This window comes from Pantoea sp. AS142 (assembly GCF_037152305.1).
Taxonomy (GTDB): Bacteria; Pseudomonadota; Gammaproteobacteria; order Enterobacterales; family Enterobacteriaceae; genus Pantoea.
The window spans coordinates 209,496-222,896 of record NZ_JBBCMO010000010.1 but is presented as its reverse complement, the minus strand read 5'-3'; the positions used below and the strand labels follow the sequence as shown (position 1 = coordinate 222,896).

Here is a 13,401-nt window from a genome sequence, read left to right as displayed (position 1 = left end):
GGATGCGCCGGTGCTGGCAGACAGCCTTCAGCCACTAAACTGACGGCGCTGAGCAATCTTTTCAGCACGCCGCAGCAGGGCATGCAGATCATCCTTGTCGATATCCAGCAGTTCACCGCCCTGTAGCGCCTGATGGAGATCGGCGCGCGTCAGTGGGACCGGCATCGCTACTGGCGCCGGTTTAAGGTCTTCGGGGGCCAGCGGATGCGGCCAGAGTCGCGCAAGGAAAAGGCGCAGAGAATGCCTCCCTGCCGAAGGGCTTTTACTCATTACTTTACTCACCGTGTCATAACATTTTCTTATCGTCAGGGGCGGCGATTTCCATCATCAACATCCGTGTCACAACCCGACAAACTGTGGTGGTATTCAGGCGCGCCAGGCAGCGTGGTAAAAAGGGGGATCGTGCAGAAGACGGTGTAGCAAAGGTCATCGCCGGATAATAAAAAACCCGCCGCAGCGGGTTAGTCAGGCGAATCACTCGACTTTATCAGGATACTCGCAAAGATCTTCAATCAGGCAGGAGCCGCAGCGCGGTTTACGCGCCACGCAGGTGTAGCGGCCGTGCAGAATCAGCCAGTGGTGACAGTCAACTTTATACGCAGCCGGAACCACCTTGAGCAGCTTCTGTTCGACTTCTTCAACATTCTTACCTGGCGCAAATTTCGTCCGGTTGCTGACGCGAAAAATATGGGTATCGACGGCGATCGTCGGCCAGCCAAAGGCAGTGTTCAGCACCACGTTAGCGGTTTTACGGCCAACGCCGGGCAGGGCTTCCAGCGCCGCACGATCTTCCGGCACTTCACCGTTGTGCTGCTCAAGCAGAATGCGGCAGGTCTTGATTACATTTTCCGCTTTGCTGTTAAACAGGCCGATGGTTTTGATATATTCTTTTACGCCATCCACGCCCAGTGCCAGCATCGCGGCGGGCGTATTAGCTACCGGATAGAGCTTCGCGGTGGCTTTGTTCACGCTGACATCGGTCGCCTGCGCCGAGAGCAACACCGCAATCAGCAGCTCAAACGGCGAGCTAAAGTTCAGCTCGGTGGTCGGGTGCGGATTATTCTGCTGCAGCCGGTGGAGAATTTCGGTGCGTTTGGTCTGATTCACACCGGCTTCCCGACGGCATTCTGAGGCGCAGCGGTTTCAGCAGCCTGAGCACGCAGCGCTGCACGTTGCTTCATCTTCTGATCGATCAGGTATTTGCACGCCAGCATCATGCCCAGGCCGATAAACGCGCCAGGCGGCAGCATCGCCAGCAGCATCGGCGAGTCGAAATGAACCACTTCGATACGCAGCGATTTTGCCCACGGGCCAAGCAGCTGATCGGCACCGTTAAACAGCGTGCCGCTGCCGATAATTTCGCGCAGCGAACCCAGCACCACCATGGCACAGGTTGCGCCCATGCCGATGGCAAAGCCATCCAGCGCCGAGAGCGGGATGCTGCTTTTAGAGGCAACGGCTTCAGCACGGCCCACCACGATGCAGTTGGTCACGATCAGCGGGATAAAAATCCCCAGCGACTGATAGAGACCGTAGGCATAGGCGTTAATCAGCATCTGCACGCAGCTCACCACCGAGGCGATGATCATCACATAAATCGGGATACGGATTTCCGACGGCACCCAGCGGCGCGAGGCGGAAATAAAACTGTTGGTCAGGGTTAGCACCAGGGTGGTCGCCAGACCCAAACCCAGCGCATTGGTGGCAGTGGCTGTTACCGCCAGCAGCGGGCAGAGGCCCAGCAACTGCACCAGCGCCGAGTTATTCTTCCATAATCCACCAACCAGCAGACTTTTAGCTTCACTCATTTGTGTCTCCACATGCCGGTAACGAAGAGAGTCTCTCCGGAAGCGTTTTCATCAACAGCGCGGTGCGTTTCGTCGCATTGACCACCGCGCGTGGGGTAATGGTGGCACCGGTAAACTGATCAAAGTCGCCGCCATCTTTTTTAACCGCAAACGCTTTATCAGACGGACCGTGAACCACTTTGCCATTAAAGCTGTTGATCCAGTCGGAGATGCGCAGTTCGATCTTATCGCCCAGGCCAGGCGTTTCATGGTGTTCAATCACCCGCACGCCCAATACTTTACCCTGGAAATCAGCACCGACCAGCATCTGTATCGCACCAGAATAGCCGTCAGGCGCGGTTGTCTCCAGTGCCGCTGCGACCGGCTGGCCACCTTTACGTGCCAGAAAGAGATGATGCGGGGCACTGTTACCCAGTGCCGCATCCGTGACAACGTAACAATCCTGCTGGATGTTGTTGTCATAAAGCTCGATGGGTACCACCTGGTCCAGCAGATTTTTCTGCTGTAACTGGGTCTGATGTTCTACCGTTGGCTTAGTGACTGTATTAATCACAGCGGTAGCGGCCGTGGTAATCGCGGCGAAAATTGCCAGCGTCACACCATTTTTGCGAATCGTCTCCAGCATCGCTTAATCCTTCAGATGGCCGTAAACGCGCGGCTGGGTGTAGTAGTCAATGAGCGGGACGCAGATGTTCGCCAGCAGCACAGCAAACGCCACACCATCGGGATAACCGCCAAAACTGCGGATTAGCCAGACCAGCAGCCCAATCAGTGCACCATACACCAGTCGGCCACGGTTAGTGGTGGAGGCGGTCACCGGATCGGTAGCAATAAAAAACGCGCCCAGCATGGTGGCACCAGAGAAAAGGTGAATCAGCGGGCTGTTCAGCGATGCCGGTGAGAAGAACCAGCCCAGCGTCGCGCAGAACGTCAGTGACAGCAGCATGGCGGCAGGGATATGCCAGCGAATCGCACTCTTCCACAGCAGGAACAGGCCGCCTGCCAGATAACCAACGTTAACCCACTGCCAGCCGAGACCCGCCAGCACGCCGCTGTAAATCGGCTGCGCCAGCAGATGTTCGGCACTGTGACCAGCGCGTAAACCGGTTTTAAAGGTATCCAGCGGCGTCGCCTGACTGATGCCATCAACGCCAATCTGCAACTGCTGCATGGTTTCGCCCGCCAGCGTGTGGCCCTGGAACACCATGCTCAGACTGTCCATCAGGCCGGGCTTGATCGCCTGAAGGGTGTCAGGCGGCAGCCAGCTGGTCATCTGCACCGGGAAGGAGATCAGCAGCACCACATAGCCAACCATCGCCGGGTTAAACGGGTTCTGGCCGAGTCCGCCATAGAGCTGTTTAGCAATCACCACCGCAAACAGCGTACCGATCACCACCAGCCACCACGGCGCCAGCGGCGGCAGGCTGATACCGATCAGTATGGCAGTCAGCAGCGCCGAATTATCCGCCAGCGTGCTGGCTACCGGTGCTTTGCGCAGCCGCAGAATCGCCGCCTCGGTCAGCCAGGCGGTCAGCGTCGCCAGTAAGACCTGTAAAACGGTGCCGTAGCCAAAGAAATAACACTGTGCAGCAAAACCTGGCACCGCCGCCAGCACCACCAGTAGCATGATGTTGCCGGTGCTGCGGCGGTTATGGGTATAAGGAGAACTTGCGATACGAAAAGCCATTTAATCCTCAAGCGTCGTAGACGACTGCGCTTTACGCGCTTTGGCACGGGCGATGGCGGCAGCAATAGCGGCCTTGCGCGCATCATCGGGTTGAATCAGTTCAGGTGCCTGTTCAGGTTCAGCATTGGCGTTGTTTGCCTGCGCCTGCGCCTGCTCCGCTTTCTCCACCGAAAAATGCGCAGCGGTGGCCAAGGCTGCAGCGTCGCGTGACGCGGCATCAGCCTCGCTTTCCGCCTGCGCGGCTTTCTTCGCTTTGGCGCGGGCGATGGCGGCCTGAACCGCGGCTTTACGCGGATCGGTTTCAGCGGCAACATCTGATGCGGCTTCTGCAGTGCTGCCCGTTGCAGCCTGTGGTGCGTCAGCGCTTTCCACCTGCGCAGCTTTCTTCGCTTTGGCGCGGGCGATGGCGGCCTGAACCGCGGCTTTACGCGGATCGGTTTCAGCGGCAACATCTGATGCGGCTTCTGCAGTGCTGTCCGTTGCAGCCTGTGCTGCGTCAGCGCTTTCCACCTGCGCAGCTTTCTTCGCTTTGGCGCGGGCGATGGCTGCTTCAACCGCGGCTTTACGCGGATCGGTTTCAGCGGCAACATCTGATGCGGCTTCTGCAGTGCTGCCCGTTGCAGCCTGTGCTGCGTCAGCGCTTTCCACCTGCGCAGCTTTCTTCGCTTTGGCGCGGGCGATGGCAGCCTGGACCGCGGCTTTACGCGGATCGGTTTCAGCGGCAACATCTGATGCGGCTTCTGCAGTGCTGCCCGTTGCAGCCTGTGGTGCGTCAGCGCTTTCCACCTGCGCGGCTTTCTTCGCTTTAGCGCGGGCGATGGCTGCTTCAACCGCGGCTTTACGCGGATCGCTGGTCTGACGGGTCACCGGCTGGGTTTCAGCCTGAGCCTCGGCCTGACGCAAACGTGCCTGCGCATGACGGGCTTCACGCTGGGCTTCGACGGTCGCCTCATCCGTCCCGGCAGCCTGACGCGCTTTTACTCGCGCTTTGGCGGCGGCCAGTTCGTTGGTGTCCGTACGAGCCACACGTTGTTTCGCCTCTTCATGGCGCGCTTCACGTGCCAGTTTTTCGCGTTCCAGTCGCGCCTGACGCGCTTCAAAGCGTGCTTTGGCTTCCAGCGTACGTTTCGCTTCCAGATCGATGGCGCGCAGTTCCGCTTTTTCCTGGCGGTAATATTGCACCAGCGGGATATTACTCGGGCAGACATAGGCGCAGGCACCACATTCGATGCAGTCATCAATGTGATGAGCGCGCGCTTTGTCATGATCGCCGCCCTGGCTGTACCAGTAAAGCTGCTGCGGCAGCAATTTGGCCGGACAGGCATCAGCACAGGCTGAACAACGAATACAGGATTGCTCTTCGTCGTTATTCCCCATCTCACGGGCAGACGGGGCCAGAATACAGTTAGTGATCTTCACCACTGGCACATCGAGTGATGGCAGAGTAAAGCCCATCAGTGGACCGCCCATGATTACCATCTGACGCGGCGCTGGCGTGAATCCGACCTGGTGCAACAGATGGCTGATTGGCGTGCCGAGACGACTCCAGACGTTACGCGGTTGGGTAATCGCCTCGCCAGTCAGCGTCACCACACGTTCAGTGATCGGTTCACCATTGACTATGGCCCGCTTAACCGCCCAGGCAGTACCGACATTCTGCATCAAAACGCCGATATCGGTTGAACGTCCGCCATGCGGCACTTCCAGACCGGTCAGAATGCGGGTCAGCTGCTTGGCACCGCCGGAAGGATACTTGGTCGGGATTACCCGGATTTGCAGATCGCGCTCACTACCCAGCGCCTGTTTCAGCGCAGCAATCGCTTCAGGTTTGTTATCTTCAATGCCAATCATTACCTGCTCAGCCTGCAACACCCAGGAGAGAATGCGGCTGCCTTCCAGCACCTCGGCGGCGTAATCCTGCATCAGGCGATCGTCAGCAGTGATATAAGGCTCGCACTCCGCTGCATTGATAATCAGGGTCTTAACCCCGCGCAGGCCGCCTTTCAGTTTGGTGGCGGTGGGGAAGCCCGCACCGCCCAGGCCAGCGATGCCTGCGTCATGAATTCGCTGCACAATATCGGCGCGCGGATGCTGGCGGTAGTCAGACAGGGGATCCAGCGGCATCCAGCGATCGTCACCATCTGGCGTCAGGAAGATGCAAAGCTCTGACAGACCCGAAGGATGCGCGGTCATATGCTGACCGATCGTCTCAATCACGCCGGAGGTGGGCGCGTGGACCGGCAACATACGGCCAGTGCCAAAGGTCAGGGGCTGACCGCGCAGCACCTTGTCGCCAGGCGCAACGCAGATCTCACCTTCGTGTCCGATATGCTGTTTCAGCGGGATAATAAAACGGTGCGGCAACGGCAGTTCACTAAGCGGCGTGCCGTTGGACTGGGTCTTCATTTCCGGCGGATGAATACCGCCCTGAAAATCCCAGACCTTCTCTTTTTTCAGAAAGTTAAACAGATTAAGCATGAGTTTCTACCGGGATCACGCGTACAGGAATGGTATTCAAATCCCACTTCCAGTTAGCTGGCGTGGTGGCAACCGGACGCATTTCAATACAGTCAGTCGGGCAGGGCGCGACACAGAGATCGCAGCCCGTGCAGACATCGCTCAGCACGGTGTGCATGGCGCGGGTTGCCCCGACAATGGCATCTACCGGACAGGCCTGGATACATTTAGTGCAGCCAATGCAATTGGCTTCATCAATAAACGCCACGGTGCGCACCGGCTCTTTCGCCGTTTCATCACCATCAATCGGCTGCGGTTCAACGTTAAGCAGCGCGGCCAGCTTGAGCATGGTCTGCTCACCGCCCGGCGCGCATTTATTGATGGCTTCACCGTTGTTACCGACTGCATCAGCATAGGGACGACAGCCAGGGTAGCCGCACTGGCCACACTGGCTCTGTGGCAGAACGGCATCAATCTGCTCAACGATAGGATCTTCTTCGACCTCAAAGCGGCGCGAGGCATAACCCAGCAGCGCGCCGAACACCAGGCTCAGCGCACTTAATACGGCAATAGCAATCCAGATCGCGGTCATCAGAATTTCACCAAACCGCTGAAACCCATAAATGCCAGCGCCATCAGGCCGGCGGTTATCAGGGCGATGGAGTTACCTTTGAACGGGGCAGGAACGTTGGCCAGCACCAGACGCTCACGCATTCCGGCGAACAGCACCATTACCAGCGAGAAGCCGATTGAGGCGCTGAATCCATACAGCGCGGCCTGCATAAAGGTATGGTTGAGATTGACGCTTAGCAGAGGCACGCCCAGCACCGCACAGTTGGTGGTAATCAGCGGCAGAAAGATACCCAGCAGGCGATAGAGCGACGGGCTGGTTTTACGCACCACCATCTCTGTGAACTGCACGACAACAGCGATCACCAGGATATAGGCCATGGTACGCAGATAGACCAGATCCAGCGGCAGCAGGATCAGATGGTTGACCAGCCAGGCGCAGATTGAGGCCAGGGTAATGACGAATGTCGTCGCGAGGCCCATGCCAATCGCCGTTTCCAGTTTTTTGGAAACACCCATAAAAGGACAGAGGCCGAGAAACTTCACCAATACGAAGTTATTCACCAGCACGGTGCCAACAAAGAGAAGCAGATAATCGGTCATTTTTTCGCCTGGGAGCCAGAAAGCGGCATATTATCATTGATAGCGCAGCGTATCTCAACACCCACGCCATCTGCAGAGCGGCAGACCGCACTCAGAATTAAATTCCTGACATAACTCACAACGTTACGGCATGATAAAAGTCGTTTTTACTCGTCTGGAACGTTTGAAATAGGGCACAAACACCGCAGCGGCCAGCAGCGACAGCAGTAGTGTCTGAAGAGCACGATTGTCGGCAACCGGCGTAAAGGCAAAGGTTTTCAGCGCCAGCAGCACGGTTATCAGCAGCCAGAGCAGATAGTGACGCGGCAGGCGGCGGGAACGTTTAAAGAACAGCCAGCTGATCCAGAGGCTGTAGGCCCAGACCGCCACAGCGGTGAGCAGGGAAATCGCCCAGTAAGAGAAGAGGGTGCTGCCGTGAGAAAATAGCGCCACACGCCATTCCGCATTAAACAGTGGTGTCAGATACATCGCCAGCACCAGAACGGTGGTTAACAGGGTCATTATCAGCCAGGCCAGCGGCAGCAAAAGCCAGCCACCAATACGCGGCGCAGCAACCTGTTCATTCATCGTGGTTATTCCTGTCTCGGAGAGTCGAAGCGCAGCAGAATAACATGTCCAGAGGGGCACGCCCATCCGGACAAGGTCAGAGATAAAAACAGCAAGAAATTAGCCAGAAGTCAGACCACGTAGCGCCACACCGTTTTAGGGACACAGCCCAAATCATATAACCGTCCGCCAGAGACCAGTTCAGCACGTCGATGATCGGCAGCCCGGTACATATTGATGATTTCCATATCATTCGTCAGGGAATAATTAAGGTGATCGAAAAGCTTTTCCAGACTGTCTGAATTATTTACTTTGCGGAATTTAAGCAGGTAATCGTGCGCAGTCATCATTGCCATAACAGAGAGTAGTAACAAAGGAGTGTTCAGTATAGGGGGCCAGCTTGTGCTGTCCAGATCATGCAGAAGAAAAAAGGCGAAAATCAGACAAAAGCTCCTCAATAGCCACTAAAACGCCATTTCTGGCTATTTAAGGTCGGTGAAGCCGGTCACTCAGCGCCTTTATCTTTTATGCCTCGTTAACGCATTCAGTAAAGCGTGTAAAAAAGCTTGTTCAGATGACATCTAAAGACCCTTTTAATTTCATTCAGGCTTGATAGCGGACCAGGGCCTACTTTCTTCTATTTTTGGCGCAGGAGACTTAACCCTTCTGCAATCACTGCCGTAGAAACGTTTCGCGCCTCATTGGGCGCCGTGAACCACTGTGCGGACAATCACAAATCCTGTTTTTTGTTCATGCCAGGCCGGATGACCCGTTTTGTACGCCTGTCTGTAATCGTTTCCAGCGACGCGAAACATAAGCGATTCTGTTTATTACAATTATTTAACGGCTGTGGTTTTCGTATGCAACCGTTTTATCCATAATCCCGGTACGCTTGAAACGGTAAGACTGCGCGTAACTCCTTTAAATTGCTCTATTTTGTGAAGCATGTCGCCATTATGCACGCTTTTTTAGTCCAGTCTAAGCAGGCTCTCTTCCCTAAACAGCAAACGCCTTTCAGAGGAGTAAAAACTATGTGGAAACGTTTACTTTTGACCACGCTGATCAGCGCCGCGTTAACCGGCCCGGTGCTCGCTGCCGATATGACGGTCGGCTTCTCGCAGGTAGGTTCCGAATCTGGCTGGCGTTCGGCGGAAACCAACGTGGCGAAAAGCGAAGCCAAAAAACGTGGCATCACCCTGAAAATCGCCGACGGCCAACAGAAACAAGAGAATCAGATCAAGGCCGTACGTTCGTTTATCGCCCAGGGTGTTGATGCCATCTTCATTGCACCGGTGGTGCAGACTGGCTGGGAGCCGGTTCTGGAAGAAGCCAAAGATGCCAAAATCCCGGTTTACCTGCTGGACCGCGCCATCGTGGTGAAAGATAAATCGCTCTACCAGGCGGTGGTCACGGCTGACAACGTGCTGGAAGGCAAACTGATTGGCGACTGGCTGGTGAAAACCGTAGGTGACAAGCAGTGTAAGGTGGTGGAGCTGCAGGGCACGGTGGGGGCCAGCGTGGCGATCGACCGTAAGAAAGGCTTTGCCGAAGCGATCAGCAACCATCCCAACATTAAAGTGATCCGTTCGCAGTCGGGTGACTTTACCCGCAGTAAAGGTAAAGAGGTGATGGAAAGTTTTATCAAGGCGGAGAACAACGGCAAAAACATCTGCATGGTTTACGCGCATAACGATGATATGGCAATCGGTGCCATTCAGGCGATTAAAGAAGCGGGCCTGAAACCGGGCAAAGATATCCTGACCGGCTCGATTGATGGTGTACCGGATATCTACAAAGCGATGCTGGCGGGTGAAGCTAACGCCAACGTAGAGCTCACGCCTGACATGGCTGGCCCGGCGTTTGATGCGCTGGAAAAATTCAAGAAGGATGGCACGCTGCCGCCAAAAGTGATCAAGACCGCGTCGAAGCTGTTCCTGCCGGCCGACGCGCAGACACAGCTGGAGACTAAAAAAGGCATGGGTTATTGATTCACAGACCAGCCGCAGACCGCCCTGCGGGGCGGTTTTTCATGACGTGAGGCGGAGTGAGCAGAATGACCACGCAAAATGAAACACCGCTGTTATCCATCAGCGGCGTCAGTAAAGGTTTTCCCGGCGTCAAAGCGCTGAACAATGTTTCCTTTGATATCCGCAAAGGGGAAATCATGGCGCTGTTGGGTGAAAACGGTGCCGGCAAATCCACCCTGATTAAAGTGCTGACGGGAGTTTACAGCCGTGATGCAGGCACAGTTACCCTGAAAGGTGAACCGATTACGCCGCATAATACGGCGCAGGCGCAGGAGATGGGCATCGGCACCGTTTATCAGGAAGTGAATATGCTGCCGAACATGTCGGTGGCGGATAACCTCTATATTGGCCGTGAGCCGCGCCGCTTTGGCATGATCGACCGTCGCCGGATGGGGCGGGATGCCGATGCGCTGATGCGAAATTATGGTTTTTCCCTCGATGTGACACGTCCGCTGGGCCACTACTCGGTCGCGATGCAGCAGATTATTGCCATCTGCCGCGCGGTCGATCTTTCGGCCCAGGTTTTGATCCTTGATGAGCCGACGGCCAGCCTGGATGCCAGCGAAGTTGAGATGCTGTTTACCCTGATGGCGCAGTTAAAAGCCAAAGGGATGAGCCTGATTTTTGTGACGCACTTTCTCGACCAGGTTTACCGTATTACTGACCGGATTACCGTGCTGCGTAACGGGCAGTTTATCGCCACCCGCGATACCGCCACGCTGCCGCAGATTGAGCTGATTAAACTGATGCTGGGTCGCGAACTGCTGGAGACGGCATTGCAGCGTCAGGGCAGCACGCTGCGCAGCAATCAGCCGGTGGTATCGTTTGAGGATTACGGCAGGAAAGGCACCATCGAACCCTTTAACCTGACGGTTCGTCCCGGCGAAGTGGTGGGCCTGGCGGGACTGCTGGGTTCGGGCCGCACTGAAACCGCAGAGGTGTTGTTTGGTATTCGGCGTGCCGATCGTGGGACAGCGAAGATCAAAGGCAAAGTGCAGCGCATTACTAACCCGGCAAAAGCCTCACAGCTGGGGATGGGGTTTTGCCCGGAAGATCGTAAGACTGACGGGATTATCGGCGCGGCTTCGGTTCGGGAAAATATTATTCTGGCGTTGCAGGCGCAACGTGGCTGGTTACGGCCGATTAAAAAGCGTGAGCAGCAGGCGATTGCCGATCGTTTTATCAAGCGTCTGGGCATTCGCACGCCGCACGCGGAGCAACCGGTGGAGCTATTATCGGGCGGCAACCAGCAGAAGGTACTGCTGTCGCGCTGGCTGGTGACCAGACCGCAGTTTTTAATCCTTGATGAACCGACGCGCGGCATTGATGTGGGCGCGCATGCCGAGATTATCCGTTTAATAGAATCCCTGTGCGCTGATGGCCTGGCGCTGCTGGTGATCTCCTCTGAACTTGAAGAGCTGGTCGGTTACGCCGATCGGGTGTTGATCATGCGCGATCTGAAGCAGGTGGCAGAAATTCCGCTGGAGCAGCTTTCGGTGGCGTCGATTGTCAATGCTATCGCGGACGGAGGCGTAAAACATGCTTGAGTCCCCTATGACATCTGAAAAAACGCCACGTCGTAAGCTGAAACTCCCGCCAGGGATGCCGCAAATCGCCGCGCTGCTTTTGGTGCTGTTAATTGACAGTCTGGTAGCCAATAACTTTTTTGCTGTGCATTTGCAGGATGGGCGTCTGTTCGGCAGCCCGATCGATATTCTAAACCGTGCGGCACCGGTTGCCTTGCTGGCAATAGGTATGACGCTGGTGATCGCCACCGGTGGCATCGATCTTTCCGTGGGTGCGGTGATGGCGATAGCGGGCGCGACGGCCGCCACATTGACCGTCGCCGGACACGGTGTGCCGTTTATTATTCTTGCCACACTGGGGACCGGTTTAGCCTGTGGCATATGGAATGGGGTGCTGGTCGCGCTGCTGCGTATTCAGCCGTTTGTCGCCACGCTGATTCTGATGGTCGCCGGGCGCGGTATCGCCCAGCTAATTACTCAGGGGCAGATTGTGACATTCGACAGCGACAGTCTCGGCTGGTTTGGCAACGGCTCGCTGTGGATGGTGCCGGTACCGGTCTGGATCACGCTGGTGGTGGCGCTGACGGTGTGGCTGCTGACGCGCAAAACCGCGCTGGGTCTGTTTATTGAAGCGGTGGGGATTAACCTGCGCGCGGCCCGTAACGCGGGGGTTAACGGCTGGCTGGTGGTGATGTCAACCTATGCGATCAGTGGCGTCTGTGCCGCCGTTGCGGGCCTGATCGTCGCGGCGGATATTCGCGGTGCGGATGCCAATAACGCCGGTTTATGGCTGGAGCTTGATGCGATTCTTGCCGTGGTGATTGGCGGTGCATCACTGATGGGCGGCCGCTTTAATCTGGTGTTATCGCTGATTGGCGCACTGATTATTCAGTCGATGAATACCGGTATTTTGCTCTCAGGCTTTCCGCCAGAGCTGAATCAGGTGGTGAAAGCGGTGGTGGTGATGTGTGTGCTGTTGCTGCAGTCACCACGGTTTATTGCGTTGTTGAAACGGAGACGCCCGACATGATCAAACGTCATCTTCCGCTGATGATCACCTTGCTGGTGTTTGTGGCGGGTTACCTGTTTTGTCTGAGTCAGTTTCCAGGTTTTGCCTCCACCCGGGTTATTTGCAATATCCTGACCGATAACGCTTTTCTTGGGATTATCGCCGTTGGCATGACTTTCGTGATTTTATCGGGCGGCATTGATCTGTCGGTTGGTGCGGTGATCGCCTTTACCGGTGTGTTTCTGGCGCGGGCAATTGGCGATTTCCATGTCGATCCGTTGCTGGCATTTGCGCTGATTCTGTCACTGGGCGCGCTGTTCGGGGCGATGATGGGCTGGCTGATTGATGCACTGAAGATCCCGGCATTTATCATTACGCTGGCGGGGATGTTTTTCCTGCGCGGCTGCAGTTATCTGGTGTCGGAAAACTCAATTCCTATCGATCATCCGTTCTACACCGCGCTGTCCAGTCTGGCGTGGAAAGTGCCGGGCGGTGGGCGTCTCAGCTTGCTGGCAGTGATAATGCTGGTGGTGGTGTCTGGCGGGATTATTCTGGCGCACCGCACACGTTTTGGTAACCGGGTGTATGCTATCGGCGGCAATCTGACCTCCGCTCAGCTGATGGGCGTGTCGACCCGTGCGACCACCGTTAAGATTTATATGCTCTCCACCACGCTGGCGACGCTGGCTGGCATCGTGTTCTCTATCTATACCTCGGCAGGTTATGCGCTGGCAGGACTGGGTGTGGAGCTGGATGCGATTGCGTCGGTGGTGATTGGCGGCACGCTGCTGTCGGGCGGTGTTGGTACGGTGTTAGGGACGCTATTTGGGGTGTTGATTCAGGGATTGATTCAGACCTGGATTAATTTCGACGGTACGCTGAGTTCGTGGTGGACTAAGATTGCCATCGGTATCCTGCTGTTTGCGTTTATCGCCCTGCAGCGGTTACTGACAGTGATCTGGGATCGTCAGCAGAATGCACCAGTCAAGCGATTGAGTTCCTGATTGTCCTGGTAAATGGCGGCTCGCGGGAGCCACCATTTACTGCGCCAGACGCACCACCATCACCGTGATCTCTGCACCGGCTATTTGTCGCTGTTCCACCGCCTGCCATCCTGAACGCGGATAATATGCCTGTTGATCGGGTGTATAGAGCCACAGTTCACGGA

At 56.1% G+C, this 13,401-nt stretch carries 14 protein-coding genes; 4 read left to right on the top strand and 10 right to left on the bottom strand.

Annotated elements, in window-relative coordinates; all coding sequences use genetic code 11:
- Positions 1-27 precede the first annotated feature (27 nt).
- From WFO64_RS18070 to ydgT, 10 genes are all read right to left on the bottom strand, one after another.
- On the bottom strand, positions 28-270 hold the full coding sequence (locus WFO64_RS18070; protein ID WP_337013432.1) for a hypothetical protein: 243 nt from the start codon (positions 268-270) through the stop codon (positions 28-30).
- Between the two features lie 204 nt (positions 271-474).
- Complete coding sequence (gene nth, locus WFO64_RS18065; protein ID WP_003849001.1) at positions 475-1,107, bottom strand: endonuclease III; 633 nt, start codon at positions 1,105-1,107, stop codon at positions 475-477.
- Complete coding sequence (locus tag WFO64_RS18060) at positions 1,104-1,808, bottom strand: electron transport complex subunit E (RefSeq protein ID WP_033782996.1); 705 nt, start codon at positions 1,806-1,808, stop codon at positions 1,104-1,106. The genes nth and WFO64_RS18060 overlap by 4 nt, the downstream gene beginning before the upstream one ends.
- Entirely contained in the window at positions 1,801-2,433 is a 633-nt protein-coding gene (gene rsxG / locus WFO64_RS18055) for an electron transport complex subunit RsxG (protein ID WP_337013431.1), read from the bottom strand. The genes WFO64_RS18060 and rsxG overlap by 8 nt, the downstream gene beginning before the upstream one ends.
- Positions 2,434-2,436: 3 nt before the next feature.
- Positions 2,437-3,495 (bottom strand): electron transport complex subunit RsxD, encoded by a 1,059-nt coding sequence (gene rsxD / locus WFO64_RS18050; RefSeq protein WP_337013430.1) that lies wholly within the window; start codon positions 3,493-3,495, stop codon positions 2,437-2,439.
- A complete protein-coding gene (rsxC, locus tag WFO64_RS18045) occupies positions 3,496-5,973 on the bottom strand; it encodes an electron transport complex subunit RsxC (RefSeq protein WP_337013429.1) in 2,478 nt (825 codons plus the stop codon).
- Positions 5,966-6,544: an electron transport complex subunit RsxB gene (gene rsxB / locus WFO64_RS18040; RefSeq protein ID WP_337013428.1), complete on the bottom strand. Its 579-nt coding sequence runs from the start codon at positions 6,542-6,544 to the stop codon at positions 5,966-5,968. The genes rsxC and rsxB overlap by 8 nt, the downstream gene beginning before the upstream one ends.
- The gene (gene rsxA / locus WFO64_RS18035) at positions 6,544-7,125 is read right to left on the bottom strand and encodes an electron transport complex subunit RsxA (RefSeq protein WP_003853423.1); all 582 of its coding nucleotides are present in this window, start codon (positions 7,123-7,125) and stop codon (positions 6,544-6,546) included. The genes rsxB and rsxA overlap by 1 nt, the downstream gene beginning before the upstream one ends.
- A gap of 123 nt (positions 7,126-7,248) precedes the next feature.
- Complete coding sequence (locus tag WFO64_RS18030; protein ID WP_337013427.1) at positions 7,249-7,692, bottom strand: DUF2569 domain-containing protein; 444 nt, start codon at positions 7,690-7,692, stop codon at positions 7,249-7,251.
- A 110-nt stretch (positions 7,693-7,802) separates the two neighbouring features.
- Positions 7,803-8,018, bottom strand: a complete 216-nt coding sequence (gene ydgT / locus WFO64_RS18025; protein WP_033782999.1) for a transcription modulator YdgT — start codon at positions 8,016-8,018, stop codon at positions 7,803-7,805.
- Positions 8,019-8,702: 684 nt separating this feature from the next.
- Here ydgT and ytfQ point away from each other — a divergent pair.
- The 4 genes from ytfQ to yjfF all read left to right on the top strand — a co-directional run bounded on the left by ytfQ (position 8,703) and on the right by yjfF (position 13,237).
- A complete protein-coding gene (gene ytfQ, locus WFO64_RS18020; protein WP_337013426.1) occupies positions 8,703-9,659 on the top strand; it encodes a galactofuranose ABC transporter, galactofuranose-binding protein YtfQ in 957 nt (318 codons plus the stop codon).
- 65 nt (positions 9,660-9,724) lie between these two features.
- The gene (locus WFO64_RS18015; protein ID WP_337013425.1) at positions 9,725-11,245 is read left to right on the top strand and encodes a sugar ABC transporter ATP-binding protein; all 1,521 of its coding nucleotides are present in this window, start codon (positions 9,725-9,727) and stop codon (positions 11,243-11,245) included.
- Positions 11,238-12,254, top strand: a complete 1,017-nt coding sequence (gene ytfT / locus WFO64_RS18010; RefSeq protein ID WP_337013424.1) for a galactofuranose ABC transporter, ATP-binding protein YtfT — start codon at positions 11,238-11,240, stop codon at positions 12,252-12,254. Before WFO64_RS18015 ends, ytfT begins: the two co-directional genes overlap by 8 nt.
- The gene (gene yjfF / locus WFO64_RS18005; protein ID WP_337013423.1) at positions 12,251-13,237 is read left to right on the top strand and encodes a galactofuranose ABC transporter, permease protein YjfF; all 987 of its coding nucleotides are present in this window, start codon (positions 12,251-12,253) and stop codon (positions 13,235-13,237) included. Before ytfT ends, yjfF begins: the two co-directional genes overlap by 4 nt.
- The last annotated feature ends 164 nt before the right edge of the window (positions 13,238-13,401 follow it).

Excerpts from the sequence above, each read along its gene's own strand:
- ydgT (WP_033782999.1), bottom strand. The coding sequence starts at position 8,018 with ATGACTGCGCACGATTACCTGCTTAAATTCCGCAAAGTAAATAATTCA.
- rsxD (WP_337013430.1), bottom strand. The coding sequence starts at position 3,495 with ATGGCTTTTCGTATCGCAAGTTCTCCTTATACCCATAACCGCCGCAGC.
- rsxA (WP_003853423.1), bottom strand. The coding sequence starts at position 7,125 with ATGACCGATTATCTGCTTCTCTTTGTTGGCACCGTGCTGGTGAATAAC.
- rsxG (WP_337013431.1), bottom strand. The coding sequence starts at position 2,433 with ATGCTGGAGACGATTCGCAAAAATGGTGTGACGCTGGCAATTTTCGCC.
- rsxB (WP_337013428.1), bottom strand. The coding sequence starts at position 6,544 with ATGACCGCGATCTGGATTGCTATTGCCGTATTAAGTGCGCTGAGCCTG.
- WFO64_RS18070 (WP_337013432.1), bottom strand. The coding sequence starts at position 270 with ATGAGTAAAAGCCCTTCGGCAGGGAGGCATTCTCTGCGCCTTTTCCTT.
- yjfF (WP_337013423.1), top strand. The coding sequence starts at position 12,251 with ATGATCAAACGTCATCTTCCGCTGATGATCACCTTGCTGGTGTTTGTG.
- WFO64_RS18015 (WP_337013425.1), top strand. The coding sequence starts at position 9,725 with ATGACCACGCAAAATGAAACACCGCTGTTATCCATCAGCGGCGTCAGT.
- WFO64_RS18030 (WP_337013427.1), bottom strand. The coding sequence starts at position 7,692 with ATGAATGAACAGGTTGCTGCGCCGCGTATTGGTGGCTGGCTTTTGCTG.
- ytfT (WP_337013424.1), top strand. The coding sequence starts at position 11,238 with ATGCTTGAGTCCCCTATGACATCTGAAAAAACGCCACGTCGTAAGCTG.
- rsxC (WP_337013429.1), bottom strand. The coding sequence starts at position 5,973 with ATGCTTAATCTGTTTAACTTTCTGAAAAAAGAGAAGGTCTGGGATTTT.
- WFO64_RS18060 (WP_033782996.1), bottom strand. The coding sequence starts at position 1,808 with ATGAGTGAAGCTAAAAGTCTGCTGGTTGGTGGATTATGGAAGAATAAC.
- ytfQ (WP_337013426.1), top strand. The coding sequence starts at position 8,703 with ATGTGGAAACGTTTACTTTTGACCACGCTGATCAGCGCCGCGTTAACC.